This is a genomic window from Micromonospora sp. CA-240977 (assembly GCF_050942285.1).
Lineage (GTDB): Bacteria > Actinomycetota > Actinomycetes > Mycobacteriales > Micromonosporaceae > Micromonospora.
Genome location: NZ_CP192055.1, coordinates 3,391,526 through 3,408,687, shown reverse-complemented (window position 1 = coordinate 3,408,687; position 17,162 = coordinate 3,391,526). Strand labels below are relative to the sequence as shown.

Genomic DNA, 17,162 nt, shown 5'->3' with positions numbered 1-17,162 from the left:
GCCGTCGTCGCCGGACGCCATGCGAACATGTGTACGTGTCGTCCGGCGCCCACATCCTGCACGCCGACCTTGACGCGTTCTACGCGTCGGTCGAGCAGCGTGACGACCCGCGCCTGCGCGGGCGGCCGGTCATCGTCGGCGGGGGCGTGGTCCTCGCGGCCAGCTACGAGGCGAAGGCACGGGGCGTACGCAGCGCGATGGGTGGCCAACAGGCGCGCCGGCTGTGTCCGGAAGCGATAGTGGTGCCGCCCCGGATGTCGGCGTACACGGCGGCGAGCCGTGCGGTCTTCGAGATCTTCCGACAGACCACCCCGCTGGTCGAGGGGCTCTCCATCGACGAGGCGTTCCTGGACGTGGGTGGGCTCCGGCGGCTTGTCGGGTCGCCGGCCGAGATCGCCGAGCGGCTGCGCCGGGAGGTGTGGGCACGGGTCCACCTGCCGATCACGGTGGGGGTGGCCCGCACGAAGTTCCTGGCGAAGGTGGCCAGTGGGGTGGCGAAGCCGGACGGGCTGCTGGTTGTCGCACCGGACGCCGAGGTGGCGTTCCTGCACCCGCTGCCGGTCGAGCGGCTGTGGGGCGTCGGCCCGGTCACCTCGGCGACGTTGCGCAAGCACCGGATCCGTACCGTCGGCGAGGTGGCCCGGCTGGGCGAGGCCGCGTTGGTGTCCCTGCTCGGCTCGGGCGCCGGGCGGCACCTGCACGCGTTGGCGCACAACCGTGACCCCCGCCCGGTGCAGGTCGGCCGCCGTCGCGGTTCGATGGGCGCGCAGCACGCGCTCAGTCGTACCCCGCACGCCCCGGCGGAGTTGGATGCCATCCTCGCCGGGCTTGTCGACCGGGTCTCCCGGCGGATGCGGGCGTCCGGGCGGGCCGGGCGCACGGTGATGCTGCGACTACGTTTCGGCGACTACACCCGGGCGACCCGCTCGCACACGGTGGGCAAGGCGACCGCCGACACGACGCCGCTGCTCGCCGCCGCGCGGGCGCTGCTACGGGGCGCACTGACCGAGATAGATCGCCGTGGGGTGACCCTGATCGGCGTCTCGGTGGGCAATCTGGACGACAATCCGGTGCAACCGGAGCTGCCGTTCCACAGCGACCCGGGTGCGGAGCTGGATGCCGCGGTGGACGCGGTCCGGGATCGGTTCGGTTCGGCGGCGCTCACCCGTGCGGTGCTGCTCGGCCGGGACCCGGGCGTGGAGATGCCGCTGCTGCCGGATTGACCGATCCGCGTGCGGTGTCCCGGCGACCGCTGCGACCAGAGACACATCACAGCAGGTCGGCGGTTTAACCAGCGGCTGACGGGTGACCCTTGTGGGGTACAGCCTGAAAAGGGGGGGACCCGCAATGTCCGACGACACCAGCAACCGACCGAGCCGCAGCGCCGAGCGCCCGCACGACGTGACCGACCCTCTGCTGTGGCAGCTGGCGATCGACGTGCTCAGTGCCCACGAGCCGGACGACGAGGGCAACTGCCGCAACCTCCAGTGCGCCGGGCAGTCCTGGCCCTGTGCGGCCCGCGCCGGCGCCGAGCAGTCGATACGCCTGGCCCGCAGCACCCCCGCCCCGGTCGAGACGACCACCGACGGCGGCGACAGCGAGGAGGGCGGCACGGGTTGGTCCGGGGAGAGCAGCGCACCGGCTCCCCGGTGGGGCTGGAACGCCGGTCCGGTCACGTCGCACCGAGGGCCGAAGGCGTCCGCGTCCGCGGCGTGACGGCCTTCCCCGGGGGTAGGAGCGCGTGGGCTGATCGGCATCACACGCACGAACGCTCGGCCGGTGATCCGGCCGAGCGTTCGCGTGTCACCCGTCAGAGGCTGAGCCGCTGCGTCGGGAAGACGATCAGAGGCTGAGCCGCTGACCCGGGAAGATCAGGCCCGGGTCGGCCCCGATCAGCTGCCGGTTGTGCTCGTACAGCGCCTGCCAACCGCCGGTCACCCGGTGGCCGTCAGCGATCTCCGACAGGGTGTCCCCCGGCTTGACCAGGTACGTCTGGCCGCCGGTGGTCGGCGCGGTGCGTTCGTGGCTGCGGGTCGCCGGCTGCTCTCGCCGCGAGGGCCGCTCCTGCTGTTCGGTGGGCTTCGCGGTGGACTTCGCAGTGGGCTTCTGCGTGGACTTCGTCGACGGCTTCGCAGTGGACTTCGTCGACGGCTTCGTGGCGGAGCCGCCCTTCTTGCCGCAGGTCGGCCAGGCGCCGATGCCCTGCCCGTCGAGCACCTTCTCGGCGATCGCGATCTGCTCGCCGCGGCTGGCCAGGTCGGCGCGGGCGGCGTACTTCTTGCCGCCGTAACCGGCCCAGGTGCTCTGGGAGAACTGCAGTCCGCCGTAGTAGCCGTTGCCGGTGTTGATCTTCCAGTTGCCGCCGGACTCGCACGTGGCGATCGCGTCCCAGTTGACCGCGGCCTGCGCCGGGGCGGCCGGCCCGAAGAGGGCGACGGCGCCCGTGACCGCACCGACGGCCAGGGTGCCGACGGCGAGGCGGCGGGTGGTGACCCGTCGATGACGGGGGGTGTAGACAGACGTCATGTGAGCTTCCTCCACGCCGGCGAGGTGAGCTGTCGGGTTCGGGCCGAGGAGCCCGGCCGCACGGTGGCGGCTTCACCCCGAGGTGACATGCACCGAGGAACGTGTGGGTCCCCCGCTCCTGCCCGGTGACTGGGTTCCGACGACCGGGGGCAGGATTTGGCGTTGCCGGCCGTGGTGTCCGCGTTGGCGAACCCGACCGACGTTAGGCACGGTCGGTGACGATCGCCCAACCCCTGTGAACTTCTTCACCCAGGCACGCTGGAGGGTTCGCTCAGCGGTTGCGGGCCTGGTCACTCTGTGCAGTGACCACGATGGACCGTTTGCGATCAGCTGTCCTCCTGGAGCCAGACGCCGACCCCCCGACGGCGACGACCAACAAGACCAGGGACAACAACGGAAACCAATCTCCCGTACGCGAGTAGACAGTGCCCCAGCCCGTCGTCGGAGCGGCAGTGACAAGCAGCTCCGCGTCTGCGCCGGTGGCCTCACCGAGCAGCCTGCCGCCGCCGTCGCTGACCGTCAGCCGGCCGAGCCAGGCGGCGCGGACCACGGTGATCCCGTTCTCCACACCCCGGACCACTGCGATGCGACCGTGCAGCCAACCGTCGGAGGTGAAGTCCAGCGCGGGCACGAGCAGCACCGAGGCGCCCTCCGCCCGATACCGCCGGACCAGGCCGGGATAGTCGAGGTCCTTGCAGATGGCGACGCCGAACCGCCCGCCCACGATCACGTCGTCGTCGCCCGGCGTCAGCCACTCCTCCAGGCCCGGGACCAGATGCTGTTTCTGGTACGTCGTGACGCTGCCGTCCGGGTCCAGCACCAGCGCGACGTTGCTCGCCGTGCCGGCCCGCCACAACACCGCGCCGACGACGACCTGGGCCCCGGCCTGCCGCAGCGCGTCCACGAGCACGGGCAGCGTCGTGTCGGTCACGGCGAACACCTTCTCCGGCAGCACGACGATCCGTGCCCCACGGGCGGTCAGGTTCGCCACCCGTACGCCGTAGCGGGCGAGCAGGTCCCGGCCGGACGGTTCGTCGATCGGGAGCCCGTCCGTGGGCTGCCGCAGGGCGACCAGGCCGACGGTCAGCGGCTCGGCCGGGTCGGGTGAACGGCTCAGTGACCAGGCCGACCACCCGCCGGCGCCGAGCAGGAGGGCGAGCAGGCAGGCGAGGGCGGGGCGGTCGAGCCGGCCGGTGCGGGTCGGCAGTGCGCTGCCGAGCAGGGCGGCGAGGGCGATCGGGACGGCGAGCAGCACGTAGGTGACGCCCCAGACGCCGGTGAGCGCGGTCAGCTGGATGACCGGCCGGACGTCGGCCTGCGTGTACGCGAGACTCCACCACGCCCCCTGCGGGAACAGGTGCGACGCCGCGTACTCGCCGAGCACCCACAGTGCCGGCACGGTGAGGACGGCGCGCACTGTTCGCCCCCGCAACAGCAGGGCGCGGGCGAGCAGGACCGTCCCGGCCGCCAGGCCGAGTCCGAGGCCGAGCACGCCGGCGACCGCGGGGACCGGAAGGTGCAGGGTGCCGAGGTAGTACCCGACCACGCCGAGCTGCCCGATCGACCAGGCGAGGACCGTCGCGCCGAGCGCGGTCCTCTGGCGTACCCGCACGGCGGCGAGGATCAGCGGGATCGGGGCGAGCCAGGTCAGCGCGGCAACGGGGTGCAGCCCGGTGCCGCCGAGCCAGAGCAGGCCACTGAGGAGCGCGGCGACGATCGTCATCATGCGCCAATCGTGTGGCGAGGGTGGCCGGGGCGGATCGCCGTACGGGGTGGAGGTGTTCTGGTCCTGTGGAGGGAGGCGGGGAGGAGCCGGGCCGGACGATACTGCCGTCGTGAAGCGGTACGTCAATCTCGCCGTCACTGTGGCCGCCGTCGCCGCGACAGTGCTGCCCGCAGTGGCCGGCGGGCCAGGTGCGTGGTGGGTGCTGCCGCTCGCCGTCGCGTCGTCGGTCCCGGTGCTGTGGCGGGACCGGGCGCTGGTGCCGGTCGCCGTCGTCGTGGGGGTCGCCACGACCGTCTCGGCCTCGCTCGGCGCGCCCCCGCTGCTGCCGGTCGGCCCGCTCGTCTGCCTCTACACGTTCGCGGCGCGGTCCTCGCTGGCGGTCCGCCTGCTCGGCATCGCGGTCACCGCCGTCGGCCTGCTGTTCTCGCTGCTGTATCCGCACCCGGACGTGGAGGTGCTGCGCTACCTGTCGGTCGCCTACGTCTTCTCGTACGCCCTGGGCACCAGCACCCGCGCCCGCCGTACCCACGCCCTGGCCCGCGCCGAACGGGATCGCCGGGTCGCCGGTGACCTTGCGGCGGCCGTACTGCGCGAGCGCACCCGCATCGCCCGCGACCTGCACGACATCCTCACCCACGCGGTCGGCGTCATGGTCGTGCAGGCGGAGGCGGGGCCGCTCCTGGTACGCCACCAACCCGACCGCGCCGACGCCGCGTTCGCCACCATCGCGGCCACCGGCAGGGACGCGGCCACCCAGCTCCGCCGCGCGGTCGGCAGCCTGCGGGAACCCGCCGACCAGCCGTTCGACCAGCCGGGGCTTGCCCATCTTTCCGTCCTTGTCGATCGCGTCCGCGCCACCGGCCTCGACGCCGTCCTCGAGGTCAGCGCCGGGCCGCCGGTCGGGGGTGCCTCCCCGTCGCCGTTCGCGCCGCCCGCGGACGTCGGGGTCGCCGCCTACCGGATCGTGCAGGAGTCCCTGACCAACGTGGTCCGGCACGCCGGGGCGCGATCGGTCCACGTCCTGCTGGACCACACACCGGACTCGCTTACCGTGTCCATCACCGACGACGGCCGCGGCGACCGGGCGTCCGGCACCGGCACCGGCACCGGCACCGGCACGCCCGGGTACGGGATCGTCGGCATGCGCGAGCGGGCCCAGGCCTGCGGGGGAAGCCTGCGCACCGGCCCGGCCTCCGACGGGCACGGCTTCACCGTCACCGCCACCCTGCCACTGTCGGCGTCGGCGGTCGGCTGATGCTGCGCGTGGTGCTCGCCGACGACCAGGACCTGTTCCGGGCCGGGTTCGCGACGATCCTCGGCGCCGAGCCGGACATCGAGGTGGTCGCCGAGGCCGCCGACGGCGCGGGCGCCGTGCGGGCCGCCCTCGAACACCGACCCGACGTCGTCCTGATGGACATGCGGATGCCCGTCCTCGACGGCGTCGCCGCGACCCGCCAGGTCTGCGCCCGTACGCCGAGCCGGGTCCTCGCCCTGACCATGTTCGACACCGACGACTACCTGTACGCGGCGTTGCGCGCCGGCGCGAGCGGCTTCCTGCTCAAGGACGCTCCCCGAGCCGATCTGGTGAACGCGGTCCGCGTGGTCGCCGCCGGCGACGCGTTGCTCGCCCCCGGCGTCACCGCACGCGTGATCGGCGAACTGCACAGGCGCGGTCACCCGGATCCGGCTCGGGCCGCTGCGGTGACCGCGCTGACCGCTCGCGAGACGGACGTGCTGCGCCTGATCGCGGCCGGTCTGTCCAACGCCGAGATCGCCGCCCACCACCACCTCAGCGAGCACACGGTGAAGACGCACGTCGGCAACCTGCTCGCCAAACTGAACCTGCGCGACCGCGCCCAGGCGGTGATGGTCGCCTACGAGTCCGGTCTGGTGATCCCGGGCCACTGACGTGACCGGCCGGCGGGGTCCGCTGCGCGGGAGGCCCGCCGGCCGGAGGGGTGTCGCCGGTTACAGGGTGCGCGCCAGCCGGTCGGCGAGCGTCCTGGTGAAGCGGGCCGGGTCGGTCAGCTCGCCGCCCTCGGCGAGCACCGCCAGGCCGTAGAGCAGCTCGGCGGTCTCGGTCAGGGCGGTGGGGTCGGTGCCCTGCTCGTGGGCCTTGCGCAGCCCGGAGACGAGCGGGTGACCGGGGTTGATCTCCAGGATCCGCTTGGTCGGGGGCACCTCGTGCCCCATCGCCCGGTACATCTTCTCCAGGGTCGGGGTGAGGTCGTGGGCATCGCCGACGACGCAGGCCGGCGAGGTGGTCAGCCGGGACGACAGACGGACCTCCCGGACACTGTCGGTCAGGGTGGTGCCCAGCCAGTCGAGCAGCGCGGCGAACTCCTGTCGCTGCTGCTCGCGCTCGGCCTCGGCCTGCTGCTTCTCCTCGTCGGTGTCCAGGTCGATCTCGCCCTTGGCGATCGAGCGCAGCGGCCGGCCGTCGTACGTGCCGACCCGCTCGACCCACACCTCGTCGACCTGGTCGGTGAGCAGCAGCACCTCGTGGCCCTTGGCGCGGAACGCCTCCAGGTGCGGAGAGTTCTCGATGGCGGCCCGGGATTCGCCGGTGGCGTACCAGATGTCGCTCTGGCCGTCCTTCATCCGCGACACGTAGCCGGCCAGGTCGGTGGGCTCGGCCGGGTCGTGGGTGGAGGCCACGGAGATGATCTCCAGCAGCGTGTCCCGGTTGTCGGTGTCGTCGATCAGCCCTTCCTTGACCACGGCGCCGAACTCGGTCCAGAAGGTGCGGTAGCGCTCGGGGTGGTTGGCCTTGAGGTCCTTGACCGTGGCGAGGATCTTCTTGACCAGGCGGCGGCGAACGATCTGGATCTGCCGGTCCTGCTGGAGGATCTCGCGGGAGATGTTCAGCGACAGGTCGTGGGCGTCGACCACGCCCTTGACGAAGCGCAGGTAGGTGGGGACCAGCGCCTCGCAGTCGTCCATGATGAACACGCGCTTGACGTAGAGCTGGACGCCGCGGCGGCCCTGCGGGGAGAACAGGTCCAGCGGGGCGTGGCTGGGCAGGAAGAGCAGCGCCTCGTACTCGAAGGTGCCCTCGCCCTTCATGTGCACGACCTCGAGCGGGTCGGCCCAGTCGTGGCTGACGTGCTTGTAGAACTCGTTGTACTCGGCGGCGTCGACCTCGTCGCGGGGCCGCGCCCAGAGCGCCTTCATCGAGTTGAGCGTCTGCTCCTCGCTGGTGGCGTCCGCACCGTCGGCGCCGGGGCGTTCGACGCGCATCCGGATCGGCCAGGCGATGAAGTCGGAGTAGCGCTTGACGATCTCCCGGACGGTCCACTCGGCGGTGTAGTCGTGCAGGTTGTCCTCGGTGTCGACGGGCTTGAGGTGCAGGGTCACGCTGGTCCCCTGCGGCGCCTCGTCGACTCCCTCGATCGAGTACGTGCCCTCACCGGTGGACTCCCACCGGGTGCCGCCGGTCTCGCCGGCCTTGCGGGTCAGCAGGGTGACCCGGTCGGCGACCATGAACGCGGCGTAGAAGCCGACACCGAACTGGCCGATGAGGTCCTGCGAGGCACGGGCGTCGGCGGATTCGCGCAGCTGGCGCAGCAGCTCGGCGGTGCCGGACTTCGCGATGGTGCCGATCAGCTGGACGACCTCGTCGCGGGTCATCCCGATGCCGTTGTCCCGCACGGTGAGGGTGCGGGCGTCCCGGTCGACCTCCAGGGCGACGTGCAGGTCGTCGGTGTCGGCGACGAGGTCCTTGTCGACGAGCGTGGCCAGCCTCAGCTTGTCCAGCGCGTCGGACGCGTTCGAGATGAGTTCCCGCAGGAAGACGTCCTTGTTCGAGTAGATCGAGTGGACCACCAACTGGAGGAGCTGTCGCGCCTCGGCCTGGAACTCCAACGTCTCGGCCTGATTGCTCACACCGTCTCCCTTCTCGGCTCGTGCGGATGTTCGCGGAAAGGATACGAGTCGTCACCGGCCGCGCGGTGACCGCATCCCGGTCGTATTCCCGATCGGGACGGTCGTCGTCGTGAGATGGCTGACTTTGGTAAACAGAAGTCAGGTGGGATAGCGTCACCGCCATGAAGATCGCAGGAAGCATCGCCCTGGTCACCGGCGCCAACCGCGGCTTCGGCCGGCACCTGGCCGCCGAACTCGTCGCCCGTGGCGCCACCGTCTACGCCGGCGCCCGCAACCCGGACACCGTCGACCTGCCCGGCGTGACGCCGGTGCGCCTCGACATCACCGACCCCGCCTCGGTCGCCGCCGCCGCCACGCTGGCCGGCGACGTCAACCTCCTGATCAACAACGCCGGCATCGACACCCACGCCGACCTGCTCGACGGCGACCTGGACCTCATCCGGCTGGAGCTGGAGACCCACTACCTCGGCACGCTGTCCATGATCCGGGCGTTCGCGCCGGTCCTCACCGGCAACGGCGGCGGCACGATCCTCAACGTGCTCTCCGTGCTGTCCTGGTACGGCACCCCGGTCCACGGCCCGTACGGCGCCGCCAAGTCGGCCGAGTGGTCGATGACCAACACGCTGCGCGTCCAGCTCGCCGAGCGGGGCATCCGGGTCGCCGGCCTGCACGTCGGCTACCTGGACACCGACATGGCCGCGGACGCCACCGGCCCGAAGTCCGACCCGGCGGCGATCGCCCGGATCGGCATCGACGGCATCGAGACGGACGCGTACGAGATCGTCGCCGACGACATCAGCCGGCAGGTGCAGGCCGGGCTGGCCGGCGGCGTCGCCGCGCTCTACCCGCAACTCCCCTGACCTCGGACGCGACGAGCCGCCACCGGGAAGCAGCGGTGGCGGCTCGTCCGGTCGCGTACCCGGTCAGCTCGCCAGCAACGTCACATCGTCGATCACGAAGCTGGTCTGCAACGACGAGTCCTCGGTGCCGGTGAACCGCAGCGTCACCGTCTGCCCGGCGAACCCGGCCACGTTCAGACTGCGCTGGGCGTAGCCGGCGGCGGCGTTGAGATTCGAGTACGTCGCAAGCGTTGTCGAACCCACCTGCACGGTGAGCCGGTCGTACGCCGTGGAACCGGTGGTCTCGGCGGTGTCGATGTGCAACCAGAACGACAGCGTGTAGCTGGCGCACCCGGCCGGCACTGTCACCGACTGGTACAGGCTCTCGGTGCGGGTGCTGCCGTTGCCGCCCAGCCACGCCTTGTACGACCCGGTCCGGGCCGGCTGGCCGCTGGCGTTGGTGATCACGCCGGAGGACGCGGTCCACGGGGTGGTGCCGTTCTCGAACCCACCGTTCCCGACCACCTGGCCACCGGCGCAGCTCGGGGTGCCGCCGCCGACGGCGAGCTGCCACAGCGCGTACGCGACACCGTCGGCCGCCCGGTTCAACACCGTGGCGCTGACGTTCGCTGTGGTGTCGCAGGACCGGTGGTAGCACGGGTCGTACGCGGAGTTGGCGGTCCCGCCCCACTTGGCCGCCTGGGAGCTGGTCTTGCGGGCGCTCGCGCCGGCCGCGTAGCCCGAGGTGGGAATGCCGGCCTGCTGGAAGTAGTAGTCGTCGGAGCGGCCCTGACCCTCGACGTTCTCCTCCGGCGACAGGCCCAACGAGTCCCAGTACGCCTTCAGCGGCGCCGCCGTGCTCGAGGTGACCCGGTTGATGAAGTAGCCGCCGTTGATCGAGCCGACCATGTCGAAGTTGTAGTAGCCCTTGATGTATCCGCGCTGGGTGGCGTTGAGCGAGTTGACGTAGAACCGGGAGCCGTTGAGCCCCTGCTCCTCGTCGGTCCACCAGGCGAACCGGACCTTCTTCGTCACTGTCGGGTTCTGCGCGGCCAGGACCAGCGCGTTCTCCAGCAGGGTCGCCGAGCCGGAGCCGTTGTCGTTGATGCCCGGTCCGGCCGAGACGCTGTCCAGGTGCGCGCCGAACATGACCACCTGGTCGGTCGGGCCGCCCGGCCACTCCGCGATCAGGTTGTTCGAGGGGTACGTGCAGCTGGAGCAGTACTGCTCACTGACGGTGTAGCCGGCCGACTGCAACCTGGTCCTGACGTAGCTGAGCGAGGCGGTGTAGCCGGCCGAGCCGGCCCGGCGGTTGCCACCGTTGCTGCTGGCGATGGAGTTGAACTGGGTCAGATGCGCCTGGACGTTGGTGACGGAGATGTCCGGTGCGGCCACGGCGGCGGCGGACGCGGCGATCGGCCGGGCCACTGTCGCGGTGGTGGGCGACGCGGCCACCGGCTGGGCGGCCAGCGTCACCGTCATCCCGGCGAACACGGCGAGCGCGACACCCGCGCTCAGCGTTCTGCCTCTCATGGGGGCTCCTCGGGGTTGGAGAGATACCCGAGACACTTACAGATGTCGATGTAGAGGGCATCGGTCGTTCGTCCCGAACCCCCGCCGCTTCGACGGTAGGTACCGGCTACGGCACAGGTGAGTAGAGGTGCCAGGATGGGTAGGTAACGCAGCAGGGGTCGTTGGGCCCGGAACGGGGGCTTGCGATGGGGCCGGATCAAGCGTGACAGGACCCGGCACCGACCTGTTCACCGGCGGCGGTGACACCGGCCGGCTGATGGCAGAGCTGAACTGGGCCCGTACTCCACTCGGCCCGGTGACCGGCTGGCCGCAGAGCCTGCGCGCCGCGGTCCGCACGGTGCTCTCGTCCCGGTACCCCATGCTGCTGCTCTGGGGAGAGAGCTTCTCCCAGCTCTACAACGACGCGTACTCCGCGCTGATCGGCGACAAGCACCCGGCCGCGCTCGGCGACGACGTACGGGTGACCCTGGCCGAGGGCTGGGACGTCCTCGCCCCGCTCATCGAGCAGGCCACGGCGACCGGAGTGGCCAGCTGGGTCCCCGCCCTGCGGCTGCTGCTGGAGCGGGCCGGCTACCGCGAGGAGGCGTACTTCAGCGTCTCGCACGCCCCGGTCCGCGACGACGACGGCCGGTCCGTCGGCATCCTCACCGTGTGCAGCGAGGTCACCGAGCAGGTGGTCGGCGAACGCCGGCTGCGACTGCTGCGTGACCTGTCCGTTCTCGGCGACGGACGCACCGTCGACGTGCACGCCACAGGCGCCCGGCTGACCGACGCGATCGAGGGCCACCCGCTGGACGTGCCGTTCACCGCCATCTACCTGCGGGACGGCACGGCGCTGCGGCGCGTCGCCTGCACCGGCGGCGACAAGGGGTACGCGCGGGCGCTACCGGACACCGTCGAGCTGGCCGAGCCCGGCTCGGCCGCGGACGCGTGGGGGCTGGCGGACGCCGCGCGGGGCCGAGCGACGGCGGTGCCCGACGTCGCCCACCGGCTGCCGCTGCCCGGCGGCCCGTGGGGCGACCCGGTCCGGACCGCGCTGGCACTGCCGCTGCCCGCCGGCGGCGAGGATCAGCCGCTCGGCGTCCTGCTGGCCGGGGTCAGCCCCAGCCGCGGGCTCGACGAGGCGTACCGATCCTTCTACCAACTCCTGGCCCAGCAGATCGCCGTGGCGCTGCGCAACGCACAGGAGTACGAGCAGGAGCGGCGCCGGGTCGAGGCGCTTGCCGAACTGGACCGGGTGAAGACCGACTTCTTCGCCAACGTCAGCCACGAGTTCCGTACCCCGCTGACCCTGATCCTCGGTCCGCTCGCCGACGCCCTCACCGACGCCACCGCGCCGTTGCCGGCGGTGCAGCGCGAGCGGGTGGAAACCTCCTGGCGCAACGCCACCCGACTGTTGACCCTGGTCAACAGCCTGCTCACCTTCTCCAGCCTGGAGGCCGGACGGGCCCGCAGCGACGCCCGCGTGGTCGACCTGGCGGCGCTCACGGCCGAGCTGGCCGGCGTGTTCCGGGCCGCCGTCGAGCGCGCCGGGCTCACTCTCGAGGTGGTCTGCCCGCCGCTGCCCCGGCCGGTCGCCCTCGACCCGGTCAACTGGGAACGCATCGTCACGAACCTGCTGTCCAACGCCCTGAAGTACACGTTCATCGGCAGCATCCGGGTGGCCCTGGAATCCGACGACGAGGAGGTCCGCCTCACCGTCGCGGACACCGGCATCGGCATCGCCGAAGCGGACCTGCCGAAACTCTTCGAACGCTTCCACCGGGTCCGGGGCGCCCGCGCCCGCAGCCACGAGGGCACCGGCATCGGCCTCGCCCTGGCGTGCGAGTTGGCCCGGCTGGAGGGCGGCACGGTCCGGGTGACGAGCAGCGTGGGTGTCGGCAGCACGTTCACCGTGGCGCTGCCCTGGTCGGCGGCGGGCCGCACGGCGGGGACCGAGCCGTCGCCGGCCGGACGGGGTGACGCGGCCCGGGCCACCGTCGAGGAGGCGATGGGCTGGCTCACCGAGCCGGGCGGCGATCCCACGGAGCCCGGCGACGTGTCCGGTCCGGGCATGGACGAGCTGGCCGGCGCACGGATCCTCATCGCCGATGACAACTCCGACATGCGGGCGTACCTCAGTCGGCTGCTCACTGGGCAGGGCTGGCGGGTGCGGGCCGTCACCGACGGCCGGCAGGCCCTCGACGAGGTCCACCGCGATCCGCCGGACCTGGTCCTCACCGACGTGATGATGCCGGTGCTCGACGGTTTCGACCTGGTCCGCAGGCTCCGCGCGGACCCGGCCACCCGGGGCCTGCCGGTGCTGGTGCTGTCCGCCCGCGCCGGCGGCCAGGCCAGCGTGGAGGGCCTGAACCTGGGCGCCGACGACTATCTGGTGAAGCCGTTCGCCGCGGCTGAGCTGATCGCCCGGGTCCGGGCCGGCATCCGGCGGGCCCGCAGCCACCCGACCGGCGACGTCACCGTGTCGGCGGCCGACGCGACGCCGACGCGGCCCGACCCGGTCACCGCCGTCGCGCCGCCCCGGCCGGTCGCACCCGGGCGGGACGCGCCGGCGCTGGCGCAGGCACCGACCGACCGGAGCGGGCTGGGCGACATCCTGGACGTCGACTGGACCTACCCGTCCGCGCCCACCTCGGCCGCGGCGATGCGTCGGGACGTCCGGCTGACGCTGGACGACCTCGACGTCGACCCGGACGTGTTGGAGGATCTCCTGCTCGCCGGTTCCGAGGCGATGAACAACGCGGTCGAACACGCGCAGCGGCCCAGCCGGCCGGAGGTGCGGGTCCGGCTTCAGGTCGGCGGCGGGCTGATCCGGATCTCGGTGCGGGACTTCGGCACCTGGCGGGACCGCCGGCCGGCGATGGACCGGGGACGCGGCGCGTTGCTGATGAACGCCTACGGCGACGTGCGGCTGGTCTCCACCGCCGAGGGGACGACGGTGACGATCGAGCGCCGGTGGACCGATCCGGCCTGAGCGACAAGCCAGCGCGTCAGAGCCGGCGACCGTCGGCGTCACGGGCGATGATGCCGTCGAGCCGTTGCCCGGGGGCCAACTGGCCCGGCTCGAACCAGAAGATCACCACCTGCTTGTCGATACTCCACCGGGCCAGCCTGGCGTCAACCTGCCGGCCGTCCACAGTGCCGATGATCCGGCGGGCGGGGCCGACGAAGTAGCCGAAGGTCGGCACCGGCGTGGTCGAGGAGCTGTCGTCGTAGCCGATCTCGTGGAACCCGGGCCCGCGGTCGGACCCCTCGACGTCGTTGACCAGGATGTCCGTGGTCAGTGCGCCGTCCGGAGCCTGCCGACCGGCGGCGAGCCCGATGGCCACCTTTGGCGCACCGGGCACGGACACCCGGACGACGTAGTACATCCGCCGGTCGGCGCCGTACCGCACCCCGCTGTCGATCAGCTGGCCCACCGGCTTCGGGGGCGGGACGTCGCGGGCCACCGTCGGCGGCGCCGTCGGCTCCACCGAGTCCGGGGCCGTCGGCGAGACAGCGGCCGATGGCGGGGCGACGGCGGCCGGCGGTGGGCGTTCGGGGGCGGGCGGATCGCCCGGCCGGGCGACGACCCCCACCAGGACGACGGCGACCAGGCCGGCCGCGAGCGTTCCCGCTCCCACTCCGGCAGCCCGCCGACGGGTCCGTAGCCGCCGCCCCTCGCGCATGACCAGGTCCAGGTCGAGCACGGTCTCGGGGCGCTCGGTCGCCCGCATGGCGTCGCGGAGCTGTTCCCACTCGCTCATCGGCACGCCTCGCTGTCAGCCGTCTGCGGCGCGGCGGTGCGCAGCTTCTCCAACGCCCGCGAGCTGGTGCTCTTGACAGTGCCCACGGATACGGCGAGTTCCCGGGCCACCTGCGCCTCCGGAAGGTCGAAGTAGTAGCGCAGCACGACGATGGCCCGCTCACGGGGGCTGAGCGCGCCGAGGATGGTGATCAACCAGCGCCGGGTGGCCACCTCGTCGGCCACGTCGCCGCGCCGCGGCTCCGGCACCTCGTCGGTCGGATACTCCCGCATCGGTCGTCGCCACCCGTCGATCAGGTGGTTGACCAGGGTGCGGCGGGCGTACCCGTAGGCGTCGTCGTCGTGGACGCGCGACCACGACGCATAGGTGCGCACCAGGGCGGTCTGCGCGGCGTCCTCGGCCTGGTGGTGGTCGCCGGTCATGAGGAACGCGGCATGCACCAGTCGCGCGGACGCCGCTCTCGCGAACTCGACGAACTCCGCGTCACCCCGCGCCACCGTGAACCCTTCCCCGTGCCATACCGCTAGGGACGGGCGAGGCCGGGAAAAGGTTGAGTCGACCTCACCTCAACTTTTCGCCGCGGTCACCCGTCTTCTCCCCCGCGCCGCCGCCGATCGGGGCGCGAGGGGAGAGACATGTCGACGAAGGTTACCCGCCGATGGCGTACCGCCTCAGCGGCGTCACTGCTGGTGGTGGCGCTGCTCACCGGGTGCGGAATGCCGGCCGCCGGGCAACCCGGCAGCGATCCCGTCGCCGCTGGGCCGCGGCCCACCGGGCCGGCGGCGGTCACCGCCTCCGGTCGGCCGACCGCAGTCGCCGACATCTCACCCAGTGCCTCGCCGGCCGTCGGAGTCACCTACCCCGCCGCCGGCGGCAACCGCTGGACGACGGCACCCGCCGAGTCGGCACCCACCGGGGCGCCCGGCGGTCAACTGCTGCGCTACCGGATCGCCGTGGAACGCGACATCCGGGGTCTGCCGGTGGGCGACATCGCGACGGCGATCTCCGCGACGTTGAACGACCCCCGTGGGTGGACGGCCGGCGGGACGTGGCGGCTGCGCCGGGTGGGCGCCGGCGATCCGACCGACTTCACCGTCTACCTGGCGACCCCCGTCACCCGCGACACGCTCTGCCAGGACGTGCCCGACGCCTACACCTCGTGCCGCAACGGGGGCCGGGTGGTGCTCAACGTGGCGCGCTGGGTCAAGGGGGTGCCCGGCTACGGCGCGAGTCTGTCCACCTACCGCGAGTACATGGTCAACCACGAGGTGGGGCACAAGCTCGGGTTCGGTCACGAGCGGTGCCCCCGGCGGGGCCGGCCGGCGCCGGTGATGCAGCAGCAGACGTTGGGCCTGCACGGCTGCACCGCGAACGCCTGGCCCTACCCGACGGGCACGGAGCGCTACCGCGGGCCGGTCGGGGCGTACGACGACGACATCCCGCGGCACGAGGGCGCGTACCCGGCGCGGTGAGGCCGCGGTCGTGGCCTCAGGTGGGGCGGCCGCGCTCCCGGGCGAGCCGCTCGTCCAGCCGGCCCAGCTCGTAGACCGCGTTGAGGCTGGTCGGCAACCGGCTGACATTGTCCGGCACGGGACCCGGATCCGGCCCGGGAGCGGGATCCGGCACAGGCTCGGCGGCGGGACGGTGGCGGCGCAGGAGCAACAACGCCAGCAGCACCAGGACGGCCAGGACCAGGAGGTAGGACACCGGCGGCCAGCCGTCGCGGACGGGGTTGGCGAGCGGCGGCGGGGCGACCGGAGCGGGAGGGCCACCGTCGCTGCGGGGCACGGCGGCAGCACGGGAGCCCGTGACCCCGCCACCGTCGGGCCGAACGGAGGCGACGGGGGCGCCCGGGGCGCGGACCGCGGCCGACGGCCCGGCGGGTGTCGGAACCGTGGTGGGCCGCGCCGGGTTGGCCTGGTCGGTGACCGCCGGCGACCTCGGCGTGGAGGTCGGCGTGGAGGTCGCGGTTGGCGGCGCGCTCGGCGCGCCACCCTGGTCGAGGAGGTCGTCGACGATCCGGCCGACGCCACCGAGGAGATCAGCGACCGGACCCGAGGTGGTCGACGGGGACGGCGCGGGCGCGAGGGCGAGGGTCAGCGCGAGGACGACGACGGCAGGCATCAATCCACCTCCGATATGTCGATACGTCAGGCACCGTACCGCATCGTGGGATCGCGTGGGGTGACACCGCCCCGCGGCAAACGGGGGCGTCCTTCGCGCGCCCCCGTTCCGATGCCCTCGCTGGTCAGGCGGGCCGGCTGCCGACCACTGTCGCCCCGAGGTCCGAGACGCCGGTCCAGGTGTACGTCGTGCTGGCCGGCGCGGCCAGGCTGCCGGCGAACAGCGAGTTCACCCGGCTCGCCTCGGTCGAGCTGGGGTTCGCGTTGCGGCAGGAGACCGGGGCGCTGCTGCCGGACATCAGGTCGGAGCAGAGCCCGGTGCGCCGGTCCGGCAGGCCGAGGATGTGGCCGAGCTCGTGGGCGGCGATCCGGTTGCGGTCGTAGCCCTGGTTGACGGCGGTGCGGCCCATCCAGATCCGTCCCGAGCCGAGGCCGGTCGGCTGCGCCCGCGGCCAGCCGTCGTCGACGTAGATGGTGATGCTGGCCGGGGTGCCGGCCAGCAGCCGGACGTTGCTGACCCGGCTGTTCCAAATCTGTGCCGCCTGGTCGAAGTTGGTGCGGAACTCGCCGGTCCGGCTCGCGTCGTAGTAGACGGTCCGGACGGCGGCGGCGGGAGCGCCGGTGGCGACCTGCACCCCGGTCGCCGCCAGCACGGCCACCAGCACGGCCATCGCCGTACGTCTCAGTTGTCGTCGGAACATCACGCACTCCCCTGCGGTCGTCCGGCGGCCGATAACCACCGGTATTGATGTACGTGAATGTTAGAGCGGCGACGGCTGAGGTC

At 72.5% G+C, this 17,162-nt stretch carries 14 protein-coding genes, 1 pseudogene and 1 riboswitch; of the genes and pseudogenes, 7 read left to right on the top strand and 8 right to left on the bottom strand.

The annotated features are described in order from the left end of the window. The first annotated feature begins 35 nt into the window (after positions 1-35). Together dinB and ACQPWW_RS15545 are read left to right on the top strand one after the other, a co-directional pair. Positions 36-1,223, top strand: coding sequence for a DNA polymerase IV (gene dinB, locus ACQPWW_RS15550; protein WP_433133345.1), 1,188 nt, complete (start codon positions 36-38; stop codon positions 1,221-1,223). 124 nt (positions 1,224-1,347) lie between these two features. Next, entirely contained in the window at positions 1,348-1,716 is a 369-nt protein-coding gene (locus tag ACQPWW_RS15545) for a hypothetical protein (protein ID WP_433133343.1), read from the top strand. 126 nt (positions 1,717-1,842) lie between these two features. Here ACQPWW_RS15545 and ACQPWW_RS15540 read toward each other — a convergent pair whose 3' ends face one another. Continuing rightward, entirely contained in the window at positions 1,843-2,526 is a 684-nt protein-coding gene (locus ACQPWW_RS15540) for a transglycosylase family protein (protein ID WP_433133341.1), read from the bottom strand. Further along, positions 2,527-2,698, bottom strand: a riboswitch (cyclic di-AMP (ydaO/yuaA leader). It abuts the gene before it with no gap. Between the two features lie 99 nt (positions 2,699-2,797). Beyond that, entirely contained in the window at positions 2,798-4,252 is a 1,455-nt protein-coding gene (locus tag ACQPWW_RS15535; protein WP_433133339.1) for a nitrilase-related carbon-nitrogen hydrolase, read from the bottom strand. Between the two features lie 109 nt (positions 4,253-4,361). Here ACQPWW_RS15535 and ACQPWW_RS15530 point away from each other — a divergent pair, with 109 nt between their 5' ends. Both ACQPWW_RS15530 and ACQPWW_RS15525 read left to right on the top strand, forming a co-directional pair. Continuing rightward, positions 4,362-5,507, top strand: coding sequence for a sensor histidine kinase (locus ACQPWW_RS15530; protein WP_433133337.1), 1,146 nt, complete (start codon positions 4,362-4,364; stop codon positions 5,505-5,507). Continuing rightward, entirely contained in the window at positions 5,507-6,160 is a 654-nt protein-coding gene (locus ACQPWW_RS15525) for a response regulator (RefSeq protein WP_433133335.1), read from the top strand. Before ACQPWW_RS15530 ends, ACQPWW_RS15525 begins: the two co-directional genes overlap by 1 nt. 60 nt (positions 6,161-6,220) lie before the next feature. Here the strand turns inward: ACQPWW_RS15525 and htpG are convergent, their stop codons facing one another. Continuing rightward, positions 6,221-8,137, bottom strand: a complete 1,917-nt coding sequence (gene htpG / locus ACQPWW_RS15520) for a molecular chaperone HtpG (RefSeq protein ID WP_433133333.1) — start codon at positions 8,135-8,137, stop codon at positions 6,221-6,223. Positions 8,138-8,298: 161 nt separating this feature from the next. Here htpG and ACQPWW_RS15515 point away from each other — a divergent pair, with 161 nt between their 5' ends. Continuing rightward, complete coding sequence (locus tag ACQPWW_RS15515; protein ID WP_433133331.1) at positions 8,299-8,997, top strand: SDR family oxidoreductase; 699 nt, start codon at positions 8,299-8,301, stop codon at positions 8,995-8,997. A 63-nt stretch (positions 8,998-9,060) separates the two neighbouring features. Here ACQPWW_RS15515 and ACQPWW_RS15510 read toward each other — a convergent pair whose 3' ends face one another. Next, entirely contained in the window at positions 9,061-10,509 is a 1,449-nt protein-coding gene (locus tag ACQPWW_RS15510) for a M28 family peptidase (protein WP_433133329.1), read from the bottom strand. Positions 10,510-10,711: 202 nt separating this feature from the next. Here ACQPWW_RS15510 and ACQPWW_RS15505 point away from each other — a divergent pair, with 202 nt between their 5' ends. Next, positions 10,712-13,483, top strand: a complete 2,772-nt coding sequence (locus ACQPWW_RS15505; protein WP_433133327.1) for an ATP-binding protein — start codon at positions 10,712-10,714, stop codon at positions 13,481-13,483. A 16-nt stretch (positions 13,484-13,499) separates the two neighbouring features. Here the strand turns inward: ACQPWW_RS15505 and ACQPWW_RS15500 are convergent, their stop codons facing one another. Beyond that, positions 13,500-14,255, bottom strand: coding sequence for a hypothetical protein (locus ACQPWW_RS15500; protein WP_433133325.1), 756 nt, complete (start codon positions 14,253-14,255; stop codon positions 13,500-13,502). After that, entirely contained in the window at positions 14,252-14,752 is a 501-nt protein-coding gene (locus ACQPWW_RS15495; RefSeq protein WP_433133323.1) for a SigE family RNA polymerase sigma factor, read from the bottom strand. The genes ACQPWW_RS15500 and ACQPWW_RS15495 overlap by 4 nt, the downstream gene beginning before the upstream one ends. 138 nt (positions 14,753-14,890) lie before the next feature. Here ACQPWW_RS15495 and ACQPWW_RS15490 point away from each other — a divergent pair, with 138 nt between their 5' ends. Continuing rightward, positions 14,891-15,727 (top strand): DUF3152 domain-containing protein, encoded by an 837-nt coding sequence (locus tag ACQPWW_RS15490; protein ID WP_433133321.1) that lies wholly within the window; start codon positions 14,891-14,893, stop codon positions 15,725-15,727. Positions 15,728-15,743: 16 nt separating this feature from the next. Here the strand turns inward: ACQPWW_RS15490 and ACQPWW_RS15485 are convergent, their stop codons facing one another. Both ACQPWW_RS15485 and ACQPWW_RS15480 read right to left on the bottom strand, forming a co-directional pair. Continuing rightward, on the bottom strand, positions 15,744-16,379 hold the full coding sequence (locus ACQPWW_RS15485) for a hypothetical protein (RefSeq protein WP_433133319.1): 636 nt from the start codon (positions 16,377-16,379) through the stop codon (positions 15,744-15,746). Between the two features lie 127 nt (positions 16,380-16,506). Further along, positions 16,507-17,079, bottom strand: a pseudogene (locus ACQPWW_RS15480) (snapalysin family zinc-dependent metalloprotease); the annotation flags it as partial. Positions 17,080-17,162 lie beyond the last annotated feature (83 nt).

What these genes read in the sequence shown, in the direction of transcription:
- ACQPWW_RS15485 (WP_433133319.1), bottom strand. Translation starts at nt 16,379, where the DNA reads ATGCCTGCCGTCGTCGTCCTCGCGCTGACCCTCGCCCTCGCGCCCGCG.
- ACQPWW_RS15515 (WP_433133331.1), top strand. Translation starts at nt 8,299, where the DNA reads ATGAAGATCGCAGGAAGCATCGCCCTGGTCACCGGCGCCAACCGCGGC.
- ACQPWW_RS15535 (WP_433133339.1), bottom strand. Translation starts at nt 4,252, where the DNA reads ATGATGACGATCGTCGCCGCGCTCCTCAGTGGCCTGCTCTGGCTCGGC.
- ACQPWW_RS15545 (WP_433133343.1), top strand. Translation starts at nt 1,348, where the DNA reads ATGTCCGACGACACCAGCAACCGACCGAGCCGCAGCGCCGAGCGCCCG.
- ACQPWW_RS15500 (WP_433133325.1), bottom strand. Translation starts at nt 14,255, where the DNA reads ATGAGCGAGTGGGAACAGCTCCGCGACGCCATGCGGGCGACCGAGCGC.
- ACQPWW_RS15510 (WP_433133329.1), bottom strand. Translation starts at nt 10,509, where the DNA reads ATGAGAGGCAGAACGCTGAGCGCGGGTGTCGCGCTCGCCGTGTTCGCC.
- ACQPWW_RS15540 (WP_433133341.1), bottom strand. Translation starts at nt 2,526, where the DNA reads ATGACGTCTGTCTACACCCCCCGTCATCGACGGGTCACCACCCGCCGC.
- ACQPWW_RS15525 (WP_433133335.1), top strand. Translation starts at nt 5,507, where the DNA reads ATGCTGCGCGTGGTGCTCGCCGACGACCAGGACCTGTTCCGGGCCGGG.
- ACQPWW_RS15490 (WP_433133321.1), top strand. Translation starts at nt 14,891, where the DNA reads ATGTCGACGAAGGTTACCCGCCGATGGCGTACCGCCTCAGCGGCGTCA.